The following is a 14,319-nucleotide window of genomic DNA, read 5'->3' as shown; positions in this document are numbered from 1 at the left end:
CTATGGCCGCCATCTATTCCGATCTGAAGGGCAAGATCGCCATCGTCACCGGCGGCGCCGGCGGCATCGGCGAAAGCATCGTCCGCGCCTTCCATGCCCAAGGCGCCAAGGTTGGATTTCTGGACATCGACGCCGAACGTGGGACCAAGTTGCAATCGGAGCTGGGGCGGGATGCGCTGTTCGTCGCCTGTGACCTGACAGACATTTCGGCCTTGAAGGCCGCCATAGCCACGGTGCGTAACGCCTTCGGCCCCATCGACATTCTGGTCAACAACGCCGCCCATGACGAACGCCATGCCACGTTGGAGGTGACCGAAGAGTATTGGGATGGCCGGATAGCGGTGAACCTGAAGCACCAGTTTTTCGCCGCCCAAGCCGTGCTGCCTGACATGAAAGCGACGGGCAAGGGTGCGATCGTCAATCTGGGCTCGACCTCTTGGGTCATCGGCCAGGGGGGCATGGCTGCCTATACGGCCTGCAAGTCGGCGGTGATCGGACTGACCCGTTCGCTGGCCCGCGATTTCGGCGAGTTCGGCGTGCGGGTGAACGCCGTCGCCCCCGGCTGGATTATGACCGAGCGCCAGCTGGAGCTCTGGGTCACGCCGGAGACCGAAAAAGACATCTACGCCAACCAGTGCCTCAAGCGCCGGCTCGTACCCGAAGATATCGCTCGCGTCGTCGTCTTCATGTGCTCGGACGAGGCGGGGGCGATCACCAATCAACACTATGTCGTCGATGGCGGCTGGACCTGAATGACCGACACCTCAAAGCCCAAGAAGCCGCTCCGCAGCCGCGCCTGGTTCGATAATCCGGAGAACCCGGACATGACGGCGCTGTATCTTGAGCGCTATCTGAACTACGGCCTGACGCGCAAAGAGCTTCAGTCGAACAAGCCGATCATCGGCATCGCCCAGACCGGCTCGGACCTGTCGCCCTGTAACCGCCACCACCTGGTCCTGGCCGAGCGCGTCCGCGAAGGCATCCGCGAGGCGGGCGGCATCGCCATGGAGTTCCCGGTTCACCCGATCCAGGAAACCGGCAAGCGCCCGACGGCCGGTCTGGACCGCAACCTGGCCTATCTGGGTCTGGTCGAAAGCCTCTACGGCTATCCGCTGGATGGCGTCGTCCTGACCATCGGTTGCGACAAGACCACGCCCGCCTGTCTGATGGCCGCCGCCACCGTGGACATCCCCGCGATCGCCCTGTCGGTCGGCCCGATGCTGAACGGCTGGCACAAGGGCGAACGCACGGGGTCGGGAACCATCATCTGGAAGGCGCGTCAAATGATGGCGGCCGGAGAGATCGACTATGACGGCTTCATCGAACTAGTGGCGTCGTCGGCGCCGTCGGTGGGCTATTGCAACACCATGGGCACGGCGACGACGATGAACTCTCTGGCCGAGGCGCTGGGCATGTCGCTGCCCGGCTCGGCCGCCATTCCGGCGCCGTACCGCGAACGCGCCCAGGTCGCCTATGAGACCGGACTGCGCATCGTGGAGATGGTGCGTGAGGACCTGAAGCCGTCGGACATCCTGACCAAGGAAGCCTTCCACAACGCCATCGTTGTCAACTCGGCCATCGGCGGTTCGACGAACGCCCCGATCCACCTGACGGCGCTGGCCCGCCACGCCCATGTCGATGTGCCGTTGCAGGACTGGCAGACTGAGGGGCTTCACGTGCCCCTGCTGGTCAACCTCCAGCCCGCCGGCGAATATCTGGGCGAGGACTATTTCCATGCCGGCGGCGTCCCCGCCGTCGTCTCCGAACTGATGAAGCAGGGGCTGATCAACGAAGACGCCCTGACCGTCACCGGCAAATCCATCGGCCAGAACTGCAAGAGCGCCGAGATCCAACTGCCCGATGTCATCAAGAGCTTCGACGCCCCGATGAAGACCGACGCCGGCTTCGTCGTCTTCAGCGGCAATCTGTTCAACTCGGCCATCATGAAGCTGAGCGTGATCTCGGACGAGTTCCGCCAGCGCTACCTCTCCAATCCCGACGATCTGAATGCCTTCGAGGGCCCGGCTGTCGTGTTCGACGGGCCCGAGGATTATCACCATCGCATCGACGACGAGAGCCTGGGCATCACCGAACAGACCCTGCTGTTCATGCGCGGCGCCGGCCCCATCGGCTATCCGGGCGCGGCCGAGGTCGTGAACATGCGCCCGCCGGCATACCTCATCAGGAAGGGCGTCAGCGCCCTGGCCTGCATCGGCGACGGGCGTCAGTCCGGTACCTCCGGCTCGCCCTCGATCCTGAACGCCTCGCCTGAGGCGGCGGCGGGTGGAAACATCGCCCTGCTGAAGACCGGCGACCGGGTCCGCATCGATCTGAACACCGGCCGCGCCGACATCCTTATCTCCAAGGAGGAACTGTCCGAGCGTCGCCAGGCGTTCGAGGCGGCAGGCGGCTACAAATACCCCGCCTCCCAGACCCCGTGGCAGGAAATGCAGCGCGACGTGGTCGGCCAGCTGGAAACCGGCGCCGTGCTGGAGCCCGCCGTCAAATACCACCGCATCGTCGACACCATCGGCCTGCCGCGCGACAACCACTGACGGCCCTAAAGCGTGATCGGTCGAGGAGGGATCGCTTCGCGATTCCGCTGACGCCGTGAATCAGGCTCCAGGATTTCGCTCTAGGCGTCGCCGCCTTGTTGCAGCGGCGGCGCCTTGCAGTTGGCGGCGATGAAGGCCTCGTGGGTCGGCATCCGCGCCACGCCATGCTGGATCATCGCCTTCATTTTCTGCAACCATTGCTGGACCTGCTCCAGAGGGATGGTCTCCGTGATCGGATCATGCCGCTCGGGGATGACGCCCTGGCCGAGCAGCACGGCGATCCAGCTCGTCTCCTGAAACAGCTCGTCCTCATAGCGGAAGATGCGGCCCCGGCTGCGGAACTGATCCATTTTCTGCTTTAGCGTCTCGGGAATCGGCATGGTCCGCACGTGACGCCACAGGGGCGAGTCGTCGCGCGCCGTTGCGTGATAGTGCAGGATGATGAAGTCGCGGATGCGCTCGGTCTCCAGCCGCATCATGCGGTTGTAGTTGTCGATATCGGCTTGGGCGAAGCCAGTGTCGGGGAAGTGCAGCAGCAGTTTGGATATGCCTGACTGCACCAGATGGATGCTGGTCGACTCCAGCGGTTCCAGGAAACCCGACGCCAGGCCCAAGGCCAGACAGTTCTTGTTCCAGGTCTTCTTTCGGCGACCGGTGGTGAACCGCAGGAAGTTGGGTTCAGCCATCGCCTCGCCGTCCAGGGAGGCGCGCAGCTTGGCCTGGGCCTCGTCGTCCGAGATGAAGGGGCTGCAATAGACATAGCCGTTGCCGGTGCGGTGCTGCAGCGGAATGCGCCAGCGCCACCCCGCTTCAAGGGCCGTCGATTGGGTGTAGGGCGTCGGATCGCCGACGCGGGTGCAGGGCATGGCCACCGCACGGTCGGCCGGCAGCCAGTGGGTCCAGTCCTCGTAGCCCGTCTTCAGCGCGCCTTCGATCAGCAGGCCGCGGAAGCCCGAACAGTCGACGAAGAAGTCTGCCTCCAGCTCGCGTCCGTCATCCAGCCGCACCGACTGGATGAAGCCGTCGCCGTCGCGCAGGCGCACGTCGGCGATCTTGCCCTCATACCGCACGACGCCGTTCGCTTCGGCGCGTTGACGGAGGAACCTGGCGTACAGGCCGGCGTCGAAATGGAAGGCGTAGGTCATCTGCGAGGCGGCGCCGCGCGGGTCGGTGTCAGGCCGGGTGAACCGGCCCGATCGCGCCGCCATCGTCGTGACGGAATAGGCGTCCAGGTCGTCGTCCAGCCCCGCCTTGTTCAGCCGCAGCCAGTATTGGTGGAAGGAGGCGGCGTCGATGCGCGTGCCATAGGTTCCGAACGGGTGGAAATAGCTCCGCCCCTTCTGGAACCAGTCGTTGAACTGGATGCCCAGCTTGTAGGTCGCCTGAGTGGCGCGAATGAATTCGTTTTCGTCGATGCCCAGCAACTGGTTGAACAGCAGGATCGGCGGAATGGTGGCCTCGCCGACGCCGACCGTGCCGATAACCTCCGACTCGACCAACTCGACCTTCACCGTGCCGCGCGTGACGTGCGCTAGTGCTGCGGCCGCCATCCAGCCGGCCGTGCCGCCCCCGACGATCAGAATGCGTTTCAGCGGAGCAGGAGTCATCGGGCGTAATCGGTGAAGGGAGTGGAATGGCTCTATAGTCGGATCGACACATCCTATTCCGAGAGTTGATTCGTGGGCAAAGCTGAACTGATCTGGGACGTGCAGGCGGAACTGGGCGAAGGCCCCGTCTGGGACGCCGCGCGCGGCGCGGTGTGGTTCGTCGATATCAAAGGTCGAAAGCTGCACCGCTACACCCCCGCGACTGGTGGGAAACGGTCATGGGACACGCCCGATCAGACCGGTTTCGCCCTGCCCGCCGAGGACGGTTCGCTGATCTGCGGCGTGCGGGGCGGTCTGTATCGCTTCGACCCGGAGGAGGGCGACTTCTCGCGCTTCCAGCCGCTCGAGGAAGACCGACCCCAGAACCGGCTGAACGACGGCTTCGTCGCGCCGGACGGCTCGCTGTGGTTCGGCTCGATGGATGACAGCGAACAGGTCGAGACCGGCGCCCTTTATCGCTGGTTCCGAGGCGAGCTGACGCGGCACGACGACGGCTATGGCGTCACCAACGGACCCTGCCTTAGTCCGGATGGCCGCACCCTCTATCACCACGATACGCTGAAAAAGACGGTCCTGGCCTTCGACCATGCGGACGGCCTGCTGTCGAACAAGCGCGTCTTCGCCGTGACCGAGGACGGCTACGCCGACGGTCCCAGCATGGATGCGGCCGGCGTGCTGCATGTCGGCCTGTTCAACGGTTGGGGCGTCGCCCGCTTCGCCCCTGATGGCACGCGGATTGGCAAGATCGACGTGCCGGTCCAGACGGTGACCAAGGCGGCCTTCGGCGGCCCGGACCTGCGCGATCTCTATATGACCACGGCATGGCTGGGGAACGCCGACAAGCGGGCTGAGCAACCGACGCTGGGGGGGCTTTATCGTGTGCGCGTCGAGACGCCGGGTCTGCCGCAGAACCGGATCAAGCTGTGATCGCTCTAAGGGCCGGCGACTGGCGCGCGACCTTGGCGCCAGAACTGGGTGGGTCTGTCCTGAGCCTCGACTGGCGCGGTCAGCCGGTGTTCCGACCCACACCAGACGGGACCACCAACATTTTGGAGACGGCCTGTTTCCCGCTGGTTCCCTACGCCAATCGGATCGCCGACGGTCGCTTCGTGTTCGAAGGGCGCTCGGGTCAGCTGCCAGTTCTCGATCGGTTCGCGCCGCATGCGATCCATGGCGAAGGATGGCTGCGGTCTTGGACGGTCGAAAGCCAATCCGCCGATTCAGTCGCAATGACGTTAGACTGGCCTGGCGAGCTCGAGGGTTGGCCGTGGCCCTGGTTCGCGCGGCAAAGCGTATCCCTGTCCAGCGAAGGACTGCAGATCGGCTTGTCCGTCACGAACACGGGCGAGGACACCATGCCGGCAGGCCTAGGGCTGCACCCCTATTTCCGCCGACATCCAGACAGCCGGCTCACTCTTCCTGCCGACAGGGTCTGGATCACCGACGCCCGTCAAATTCCGGAACGACTGGCGCCGGCCGCCGAGGTTGTGGACTGGTCGAACGGCGTAAATCTCGCCGATACCCCCTTCGTCGATCACGCCTACGCTGGCTGGAGCGGAGAGGCGTTCCTGAACGGCGGCGGTCGCCGCGTTACCTTGACCGCCGACGCGGCCGCGCGCTGGAGCCAGGTCTACATGCCTGTCGACGCTGATTTCTGTTGCGTCGAACCCGTCACTCACCGCCCGGACGCTCACCACGCTCCGGCTGGCGAGGATGATGGTCTGGTTGGCCTGAAGCCCGGCCGAACCCTGTCGCTCACCGTTATGATCGGCGCAGTGTCGTCAAGTTGACGACTATGGCGCCCCCAAGGTTGAGCGGCTGCTTGCGCGGCGACAACGCGTCGTCGCGGATGGAGAGCGACTGAGCCAGTGAGCCCGTCGGCAGACGTTAAGCTCGGAACCGCACGGACCGTCATCCGCTTTGGAAGCTGAGCTTGAGAAAGGGGCAGCTAGCGGTGCAAGATCCGACGACGACGTCAGGTGGGACGTGGCGGCCCTACTGCGGACCTGCGCCGGACTTTGGCGAGTGGCGCTGGAACCTGGATCCGGTGTTGCTGCTTGTTCTGGCCGCTGCGACGGGGGTGGTCCTTTGGCGGTTGGAAGGGCGGCGGCGCGGCTATGGTCTGGTGGCTGTCGCTGTTTTAGCCGTTGGATTTGTCTCCCCGCTGTGCGCGCTCAGTTCGGCGCTGTTCTCCGCGCGGACGGTGCATCATGTGCTGTTGGTCGGCGTCGCCGCGCCCCTGCTGGCGGCGGCCCTGCCGATAAGACGATATGGATCGCTGATCCTGGCGACGGCGATGCAGGCGGTGGTGTTCTGGGCCTGGCACGCGCCCGACGCCTATGGTGCCGCCCTGTCGAGCGATGCGGTCTATTGGGTGATGCAGATCAGTCTGCTGGCGAGCGCCGTCTGGTTCTGGTGCGCGGCGCGGTCAGCGTCTGCGCCGGCGGCGGTCATCGCCCTGTTGGCGGCAATGCTGGCGATGGGGTTGCTTGGGGCGGTGCTGACCTTTGCGGGGCAGGCCGTCTATGCGCCCCATGCCTATTCGACCCTGGCCTGGGGCCTGACGCCGCTGGAGGATCAGCAGGCGGCCGGGCTGATCATGTGGGCGCCGGCGGCGGCGCTGTATCTGTTCGCCGCCCTGTGGCGGCTGGGGCGGATGATCGGCCCGGACGCCGAGGCGCATCCGGCATGATCGAAAGACTGTTCAGACAGCTGCTGGAATGGGCGGCCGGTCACCATGACGAGGGCCGCTATTCGCCCGTCGGCATCGGCTTTCATTGGGTGATGGCGGGGCTGGTGATCTTCCAGCTTGGTTGGGGCTGGTGGATGGGGCGGCAGCCGGTGGGCGGGGCCATGATGGCTGCCTACGACCTGCATTTTGCGATCGGCGTGCTGATGCTGATCCTGGTGATCGGCCGACTGTCATGGCGACTGCTGGCGCCCGACCTGATCAATGATGCGGACAAGCCGGGTTGGGAGAGCATGGCCGCCCATGTGACCCACTATGTCTTCTACATCTGCCTGTTCGGCCTGCCGCTGTCGGGCTGGGCCATGATTTCGGCGACGGATCGGACGCGTCAGCTGGAGACGTTGGGCTTCATTAAATGGCCGTTGCTGCCGCTGCAGGATCTGTCGAACACCCAGCTGTGGGCGATCGAGGCGGCGGCGGAATGGATGCACTTGGGATTGGTCATCACCCTACTGCTTATGATCCCGATCCACGCCGGCGCGGCGCTCAAGCACCATCTGATCGATAGGGACGACGTGTTTCACGCGATGCTGCCGGTCGTGCCGCTGCTTCGACCGAAGCGGACCCGGTGGCAGCGGCGCTGGCGCGCGCTGGAGAAGCGGGTTGCGTCGACAGCCAGGACGCTATGGCGCGGGCTTCTGGGTCCGAAAGCGATTTGACGGCGGCGGCCATCACGCCGCGCGGGTCGTTGCGGCGTTTGCCCGCTTTCCAGCGGTCGATCTGTTCCAGCGTGTAGGCGGCGGGCTGACCGGCGATCTGCGGATTGCCGCCTTGGCCCGAGCCTTGCCCCCGGTCGCCGTGACACGAGGCGCAGGCGACGATGCCGCGCGAAGGGTCGCCGTTCAGATAGATGGCGGGCGCAGGCGCCATCGACGCGGGCGTTTGCGTCGGCGGCGCGGGCAGGGCGGCGTAGTAGGCGGCGACCTCGCGTCGGCCCTGCTGGTCCAAGGCCTCGGCGATGCGGGTCATGGCGTCGTCGGGACGAAGGCCCGATGCATAGTCTTCCAACTGCTTCTGCAGATAGCCGGCGTCCAAACCCGCCAGGCGCGGGGCGGCGACCCCGTCCCCGCCGCCGTCCAGGCCGTGACAGGTGAAGCAGGCGTTGGCCGCCCCGCCGGCGCCGCCGCTCATGGCGATAACCTGACCATTCGCCGTGAAGGTGCGATCCGTCTGGCCAGGCGTGGAGTCGCAGGCGGCGAGGCCGGTCAGCAGAACAAGGACGGAAAGGGAGGCGCGCACGGCGGTGCAACACCTGCTTATGGCGAAGGTTCCTTGGGGCGATGCGCCGAGGCTCCATGTCGCAGTTGGGAACCTCCTTCCGACAAGAGGATTGCTCTGGCGAAGCTTTGGGGGGCGGATGGATTTTCGGACGACGGGTGAGGCGATCGGACGACGGGCGGCGGCCTGTGCGCTGGCGCTCGCCCTGTGCGCCTGCGTGGACAAGTCCGACCTACCCCGGCCGGTGGTTCAGGCGGATGCGGCCGCCGGACTGGCCGTGATCAAGGAAGTCGGTTGCGCGGCCTGTCACCGGATTCCCGACGTCGCCTGGCCCGAGGGCCGGTCTGGCTCGAACCTAGCGGGGTTCGGCGCGCGCCCCCTGATCGCCGGACGCTTGCCGAACCAGCCCGATGTCCTGATCCGCTGGCTGATCGACGCGCCGTCGATGGACCCCGGAACCGCCATGCCGCCCATGCCCCTGACGCAAGACCAAGCCCGCGACGTCGCGGCCTATCTGTACACGCTCGATGAAGACTGACGCCCCTCCCGGAATCGCCGGCTGGCCGCCGCCCGTGCTGGATCCGGCGGGACCGTTCGCTGGACCGATCCAGACCGTCGCCTGGGTGCTGTTCATCATGGCGGCGGTGGTCATGGTCGTGGTGGCGGTGGCGCTGGGCATCGCCCTGTTCGGGCCGCGCAAGTGGAAGCGGCAGGTCGGCGGCGAACGCCTGATCTGGATTGCGGGACTGGTCTTCCCGGTGGTCGTTCTAACCGGGCTGCTGGTCTATGGGCTGACCACGACCGCGCGGGTGGCCGATGCGCCCAAGCCCGGCGAAATGCGGGTGCGCGTCACTGGCGAAATGTGGTGGTGGCGCGTCGCCTATCTGGACGGTCAGGGGCGAGAAATCGTCCAGGACGCCAACGAGGTCCACATCCCGGCCGGCCAGCCTGTCGTGTTCGAGCTGGAAAGCGCGGACGTGATCCACAGCTTCTGGGTGCCGCGCCTGGGCGGAAAGACCGACATGATCCCCGGCCGCCGCAACTTCATGCGCCTGCAAGCCGATGCGCCTGGGACCTACGGCGGCCAATGCGCCGAATACTGCGGCGGTCCTCACGCTTTGATGGGGCTGGTGGTCGTGGCCCATACGCCGGACGACTATGCCGCCTGGTTGGCGCGCCAGTCGCGGCCGGCGGCCGTCGTGCCCTCGGCCCAGGGGCCGCTCGCCTTGATCGACCAGGGGCGCAACGTCTTCGCCGCCTCGGGCTGCGCCGCCTGTCACACCATTCGCGGGACCGAGGCGAACGGTCTGGCGGGACCGGACCTGACCCATGTCGGATCGCGCCAGACGCTGGGCGCCGGCATCCTGCCGAACAATCAGGGGACGATGGCCGGCTGGATTTCGGACAGCCAGAGCCTAAAGCCCGGCAACCGGATGCCGTCCTATGCGGTCCTGTCGGGCCAGGACGTGCGCGCCGTCGCCGCCTATCTGGAAAGCCTGAAATGAGTTCGGAAACCGGGTTCGATCCCGAACTCTACAAACGCTTCCCCACCACCGAAGCCCGGCCCGAGGGCGAGCTGGAGCAGCTCGACGAGGTCTGGTGTGGCCCGCGGCGGCCGTGGGAGTGGATCACGGCGATCAACAACAACTACATCGGCGTCTATTACGTCGGCGCGGCCATGCTGTTCTTTGTGCTGGCAGGCGTGCTGGCGCTGTTGATGCGCACCCAACTGGCCCTGCCGATGACGGGCTTCCTGGCGCAGGAAACCTACAACCAGATCTTCACCATGCACGGCACGGTGATGATGTTCCTGTTCGCGGTGCCCGCGGTCGAGGCGCTGGGCGTGCTGTTGCTGCCGCAGATGCTGGGGGCGCGCGATCTGCCGTTCCCGAGGCTGAGCGCCTACGCCTTCTGGGCCTATCTGGTCGGCGGGCTGTGCTTCTTCGCCTCGCTGTTCTTCGGTCTGGCGCCGAATGGCGGCTGGTTCATGTATCCACCGCTGACGTCGACGACTTACTCGCCGGGCATCAACGCCGACTTTTGGCTCTTGGGCATCGGCTTCATTGAGATTTCGGCCATCGCCGGCGCCATCGAGATCATCGTCGGGGTGCTGAAGACGCGCGCGCCGGGCATGACGCTGGACAAGCTGCCGATCTTCGCCTGGGCCATGCTGATCTTCGCCTGCATGATCATCATCGCCTTCCCGTCGATCATTTTGTCGACCCTGCTGCTGGAGCTAGAACGCGCCCTGGGCTGGCCCTTCTTCGATGCGGCCAAGGGCGGCGACCCCATGCTATGGCAACACCTGTTCTGGTTCTTCGGCCACCCCGAGGTCTACATCATCTTCCTACCGGCGGCGGGGGCGATGTCGACCCTGATCCCGGCCGTCGCCCAGACCAAGCTGGTCGGTTATCGGCTGGTGGTCCTGGCTATGCTGGCGACCGGGTTCATCAGCTTTGGCGTCTGGGCGCACCACATGTTCACCACGGGCATGCCGCAGATCTCGATCAACTATTTCAGCGCCGCCTCCATGGCCGTCAGCGTGCCGGCAGGGGTGCAGGTCTTCGCCTGGATCGCCACACTGGCGGCGGGCAAGATGCGGTTCAACACGCCCGGCCTGTTTGCAGTCGGGGGGCTGGTGATCTTCGTCATGGGCGGGCTGACCGGGGTGATGGTCGCCATGGTGCCGTTCGACTGGCAGGCCCACGACAGCTATTTCATCGTCGCCCACCTGCATTACGTCCTGATCGGCGGGATGGTCTTCCCGCTCTTCGCCGCCATCTACTACTGGACGCCGATGTCCAGCAGCCGGCCGCTCAGCGAGCGTTGGGGCAAGTGGATCTTCTGGCTGATGTTCGTCGGTCACAACGTCACCTTCATGCCCATGCACCTGACCGGGCTGATGGGCATGCCGCGCCGGGTCTATACCTACCTGCCGGATCGGGGCTGGGACCTGCCCAATATGATCTCGACCGTCGGCTCCTTCATATTCGGCCTGGCGGTGGTGTTGTGGATGATCGACATGATCCGCAACTTCCGGCCCTTCGGCGAGAAGGACGCGGGCAATGTCTTTGGCGGGCCGGGGCTGGAGTGGCTGCCCGCCGGTCGATACTCGCTGCGCTCCGTCCCGGTGATCAAGAGCCTGTATCCGGTATGGGACCAGCCGAACCTGGCGCGCGATGTCGAGGCCGGCCGCTACTTCCTGCCCGGCGCGCCGCGCGGCGAGCGCGAGACCATGATCACCAGCCCGATCAACGCCGAGCCTCAATATCTCCAGCGCATGCCCCGGCCGTCCAGCTGGTATGTCTGGGGCGCGATCTTCACCGCCGGCTTTTTCTTGATCCTGACGATCCAGGCCTATGTCGCCTCCTTGGTCAGCGGCGTGCTGGCCGTCTACTGCATCCTCAAATGGTGCTGGGGACTGGATCGACCGAGCGGTCCTGCGACGGTGGACGTCGGCGGCGGCGTGCGACTGCCGACCTATGTGTCCGGCCCCAGCAGTCACGGCTGGTGGGCGATGGTCATCACCCTGATCGTGTCGGGCATGGTCGCGATCATGGCCTGCTTCTCCTACGTCTTCCTATGGAGCCGGCGGCCGGACCTGTGGCAGGCGCCGCCCGAGATCGGCTCGCTGCCATTGACCCTGGGTCTGCTGGCGGCCGCCGGAATCGGCGCCTGGGCGTCTCAAGGCGCGCTGAAGCTGGACCGGCCGCGCAGCGCCGGCATCGCCTCTGTCCTGATGCTGGTCGCCACCCTGTTGGCGGGCGGCGCCTTTGCGGCCGAGGCCTCGGCCTGGTGGAACTCGGGCCTGCGCCCCGACGCCTCTAGCCAGGGCGCGACCGTCTATGCGCTGTTGGCCTGGCAGGGGACATTCGTCGGCATCTCGCTATTGATGGGGCCGTTCGTCCTGCTGCGCTGGCTTTGCGGCCTGGTGTCGTCCCGCTATCCGGCGACGTTCGAAGTGGTCGCCCTGTTCGTAGCCTTCACAGCGGTTCAGGGCGCGGCGACGACCCTTTTGATCCGCCTGTTTCCGGGCGTCGGCGCATGAGGTTCTGGCTGCTTATGCTGGGCGGCCTTCTGATCTGGGCCGCCCATTTCCTGGGCCTGTATCTGCTGTCCAGCGCCGCCGACGTGGCGCGTGGGGATGCCGGCGCCTGGAACGGAGCGGGACTGATCTTCAGCCTGATCTGTCTGATGGTGATCGCCGTCTTGTGTTGGTGCTGCATCGTTTCGCTGAGAGAGAAGCCCAAGGACGAGACTCGCGCCTTTGGTCTTCGGCTTGCGGTCGCCGGTGGTCTGCTCGGCGGAATTGGCGTCGTGTTTCAGACCTTGGTGCTTCTCGCGCCGGTCTGATCGACCCTTTGGGCGCAAATGACGCGGCGCCGATACGTCAAGCCGGTGAACCATTTCCCGTTCAGACGGTTAGCCAAGCCAGACTTTACGGAGAGGGCTGGCATGAGCACCCACGGACTATCAGGCGCGGTCGTTCGACCGCTGCATGGGCTTTTACTAGCGTTTCCGATCGCGCTGTTCACCTTCGCCCTGTTCACCGACATCGCCTACCTGAAGACCGCCGAGGTCCAGTGGACCAATTTCTCGGCCTGGCTGATCACTGGAGCGCTGGTGTTCGGCGGCCTCGCTAGCCTGTTTTCGATCTTTGATTTCGTCATCGGTCTGCGTCACGGACGTTCACGTCGGGCGACGGTACATCTGGTCGCGCTTGCGCTCGCCTGGGTGCTGGGTCTGGTGAACGCCTTCAAACATAGCCAGGACGCCTGGAGCTCTGTCGGAGCCTTCGGTCTGATCCTTTCGATCCTCTGCACAATCTTGGTTCTGGTCGCCGGCTGGACCGCCTATGCCGCGCGGGAGAGCGTCCGATGAACAAGAACCTGCTCGCCGCCAGCGCCGCTACCCTGGCGATGGCCCTGACGGTCGCATCGTGCGGCAACGCCAGCGATCCGAAATTAAACCAGACCGGCGCGACGCCCGACCTGCCCAAAGTCAACGAAACGCTTGTGCCGCCGATGAAGATCAGCCCGCCGGCAGGCTGGAACGGCGAGACGCCGACGGTGCCGCAGGGCTTTACGATCAGCGCCTTCGCTACAGATCTCAAGATTCCGCGTCAGATGCTGGTCCTGCCTAACGGCGACGTCCTGATCGCCGAGGGACGCGGCGGCCATGCGCCCGCCATGCGGCCCAAGGATGTGATCGCCGGCGTCATCAAGAAGCAGGGCAACACCAAGATCAAAGGCGGCAACCGCATCACCTTGGTGCGCGACGCGAACAACGACGGCACGCCCGAACTGCGGACCGTTCTGGTAGATAACCTCGATGCGCCCTACGGCCTCGCCTATGTCGACGGCTATCTCTATGTCGCCGAACAGGGGGCGCTGGTTCGCTTCGCCTTCCAGCCCGGCCAGACCGGCATCGCCACGCCCGCCGAGCGGGTGACCGAGCTGCCGTCGCGCATCAACCACCACTGGACCAAGTCCCTGACCGCCAGCGCGGACGGGTCGAAGCTCTATGTCGGCACCGGCTCGAACTCGAATATCGGCGAGCGCGGCATGGCCGTCGAAGAAGAGCGCGCCACCGTGTGGGAAATCGACCGGGCGACCGGCGCGCGGCGCACCATCGCGACCGGCATTCGCAATCCAACGGCCCTGGCCATCGAGCCGACCACTAATCTGTTGTGGTCGGTCGTCAATGAGCGGGACGAACTGGGGCCGCAACTGGTCCCGGACTATCTGACCCAGGTACGTGACGGGGCCTTCTACGGCTGGCCCTACAGCTATTGGGGCCAGAACCGCGATCCGCGCGTGATGCCTCAGAACCCCGAGATGGTCGCCAAGGCCATCCGGCCGGACTACGCCCTGGGATCGCACGTCGCCGCCCTGGGCTTGGATTTCGCCCGCAATGGCGGCTTTGGCGGGTCGTTCGCCAACGGCGCCTTCATTGGCATGCACGGCAGTTGGAACCGTCAGGACCCGTCCGGATACAAGGTCGTCTGGGTCCCCTTCAACGCCGGTCGTCCTGCGGGTCAGCCTGTGGACTTCGCCACAGGCTTCCTGAAAGACGGCAAGGCGCGCGGGCGTCCTGTCGGCGTCGCGTTCGATGGGAACAAGCGTGTGCTGTTCGTCGCCGACGACCTGTCGAACACGGTGTGGCGCATCGCGCCTGCGCGATAGGCCGG

13 protein-coding genes and 1 pseudogene are annotated in these 14,319 nt (G+C 65.6%); 12 read left to right on the top strand and 2 right to left on the bottom strand.

All coding sequences use genetic code 11. The annotated features are described in order from the left end of the window. Positions 1-2: 2 nt before the first annotated feature. Together BVE01S_RS07070 and BVE01S_RS07065 are read left to right on the top strand one after the other, a co-directional pair. Positions 3-752, top strand: coding sequence for an SDR family NAD(P)-dependent oxidoreductase (locus BVE01S_RS07070; protein ID WP_066625980.1), 750 nt, complete (start codon positions 3-5; stop codon positions 750-752). Beyond that, positions 753-2,555, top strand: coding sequence for an IlvD/Edd family dehydratase (locus tag BVE01S_RS07065; RefSeq protein WP_066625979.1), 1,803 nt, complete (start codon positions 753-755; stop codon positions 2,553-2,555). Between the two features lie 80 nt (positions 2,556-2,635). Here BVE01S_RS07065 and BVE01S_RS07060 read toward each other — a convergent pair whose 3' ends face one another. Further along, entirely contained in the window at positions 2,636-4,162 is a 1,527-nt protein-coding gene (locus tag BVE01S_RS07060) for a tryptophan halogenase family protein (protein WP_066625978.1), read from the bottom strand. Between the two features lie 72 nt (positions 4,163-4,234). Here BVE01S_RS07060 and BVE01S_RS07055 point away from each other — a divergent pair, with 72 nt between their 5' ends. From BVE01S_RS07055 to BVE01S_RS17260, 4 genes are all read left to right on the top strand, one after another. Continuing rightward, entirely contained in the window at positions 4,235-5,089 is an 855-nt protein-coding gene (locus BVE01S_RS07055) for an SMP-30/gluconolactonase/LRE family protein (protein ID WP_066625970.1), read from the top strand. Next, positions 5,086-5,952, top strand: a complete 867-nt coding sequence (locus BVE01S_RS07050; RefSeq protein WP_066625968.1) for an aldose 1-epimerase — start codon at positions 5,086-5,088, stop codon at positions 5,950-5,952. The genes BVE01S_RS07055 and BVE01S_RS07050 overlap by 4 nt, the downstream gene beginning before the upstream one ends. 164 nt (positions 5,953-6,116) lie before the next feature. After that, entirely contained in the window at positions 6,117-6,854 is a 738-nt protein-coding gene (locus BVE01S_RS07045; protein ID WP_066625966.1) for a cytochrome c oxidase assembly protein, read from the top strand. Continuing rightward, on the top strand, positions 6,851-7,570 hold the full coding sequence (locus BVE01S_RS17260; RefSeq protein WP_066625963.1) for a cytochrome b: 720 nt from the start codon (positions 6,851-6,853) through the stop codon (positions 7,568-7,570). Before BVE01S_RS07045 ends, BVE01S_RS17260 begins: the two co-directional genes overlap by 4 nt. A 7-nt stretch (positions 7,571-7,577) precedes the next feature. Here the strand turns inward: BVE01S_RS17260 and BVE01S_RS17255 are convergent. Beyond that, positions 7,578-8,042 (bottom strand): annotated as a pseudogene (locus BVE01S_RS17255) (c-type cytochrome); the annotation flags it as partial. Between the two features lie 226 nt (positions 8,043-8,268). On the opposite strand from BVE01S_RS17255, the gene BVE01S_RS07035 reads away from it, so the two are divergent. From BVE01S_RS07035 to BVE01S_RS07010, 6 genes are all read left to right on the top strand, one after another. Continuing rightward, a complete protein-coding gene (locus BVE01S_RS07035) occupies positions 8,269-8,667 on the top strand; it encodes a c-type cytochrome (protein ID WP_066625960.1) in 399 nt (132 codons plus the stop codon). Next, the gene (coxB, locus tag BVE01S_RS07030) at positions 8,657-9,634 is read left to right on the top strand and encodes a cytochrome c oxidase subunit II (RefSeq protein WP_066625957.1); all 978 of its coding nucleotides are present in this window, start codon (positions 8,657-8,659) and stop codon (positions 9,632-9,634) included. The genes BVE01S_RS07035 and coxB overlap by 11 nt, the downstream gene beginning before the upstream one ends. After that, positions 9,631-12,177, top strand: a complete 2,547-nt coding sequence (gene ctaD / locus BVE01S_RS07025; protein WP_066625954.1) for a cytochrome c oxidase subunit I — start codon at positions 9,631-9,633, stop codon at positions 12,175-12,177. Before coxB ends, ctaD begins: the two co-directional genes overlap by 4 nt. Beyond that, entirely contained in the window at positions 12,174-12,482 is a 309-nt protein-coding gene (locus tag BVE01S_RS07020; RefSeq protein WP_066625951.1) for a hypothetical protein, read from the top strand. Before ctaD ends, BVE01S_RS07020 begins: the two co-directional genes overlap by 4 nt. A 102-nt stretch (positions 12,483-12,584) precedes the next feature. Beyond that, positions 12,585-13,010, top strand: coding sequence for a DUF2231 domain-containing protein (locus BVE01S_RS07015; protein WP_066625947.1), 426 nt, complete (start codon positions 12,585-12,587; stop codon positions 13,008-13,010). Between the two features lie 38 nt (positions 13,011-13,048). Further along, positions 13,049-14,314, top strand: coding sequence for a PQQ-dependent sugar dehydrogenase (locus tag BVE01S_RS07010; protein WP_419762270.1), 1,266 nt, complete (start codon positions 13,049-13,051; stop codon positions 14,312-14,314). Positions 14,315-14,319: the final 5 nt, after the last annotated feature.

This window comes from Brevundimonas vesicularis NBRC 12165, assembly GCF_001592205.1.
Lineage (GTDB): Bacteria > Pseudomonadota > Alphaproteobacteria > Caulobacterales > Caulobacteraceae > Brevundimonas > Brevundimonas vesicularis.
This window is presented reverse-complemented; position numbering and strand designations above follow the sequence as displayed.

What these genes read in the sequence shown, in the direction of transcription:
- BVE01S_RS07070 (WP_066625980.1), top strand. Translation starts at nt 3, where the DNA reads ATGGCCGCCATCTATTCCGATCTGAAGGGCAAGATCGCCATCGTCACC.
- BVE01S_RS07065 (WP_066625979.1), top strand. Translation starts at nt 753, where the DNA reads ATGACCGACACCTCAAAGCCCAAGAAGCCGCTCCGCAGCCGCGCCTGG.
- BVE01S_RS07060 (WP_066625978.1), bottom strand. Translation starts at nt 4,162, where the DNA reads ATGACTCCTGCTCCGCTGAAACGCATTCTGATCGTCGGGGGCGGCACG.
- BVE01S_RS17260 (WP_066625963.1), top strand. Translation starts at nt 6,851, where the DNA reads ATGATCGAAAGACTGTTCAGACAGCTGCTGGAATGGGCGGCCGGTCAC.
- BVE01S_RS07035 (WP_066625960.1), top strand. Translation starts at nt 8,269, where the DNA reads ATGGATTTTCGGACGACGGGTGAGGCGATCGGACGACGGGCGGCGGCC.
- coxB (WP_066625957.1), top strand. Translation starts at nt 8,657, where the DNA reads ATGAAGACTGACGCCCCTCCCGGAATCGCCGGCTGGCCGCCGCCCGTG.
- ctaD (WP_066625954.1), top strand. Translation starts at nt 9,631, where the DNA reads ATGAGTTCGGAAACCGGGTTCGATCCCGAACTCTACAAACGCTTCCCC.
- BVE01S_RS07020 (WP_066625951.1), top strand. Translation starts at nt 12,174, where the DNA reads ATGAGGTTCTGGCTGCTTATGCTGGGCGGCCTTCTGATCTGGGCCGCC.
- BVE01S_RS07015 (WP_066625947.1), top strand. Translation starts at nt 12,585, where the DNA reads ATGAGCACCCACGGACTATCAGGCGCGGTCGTTCGACCGCTGCATGGG.
- BVE01S_RS07010 (WP_419762270.1), top strand. Translation starts at nt 13,049, where the DNA reads ATGGCCCTGACGGTCGCATCGTGCGGCAACGCCAGCGATCCGAAATTA.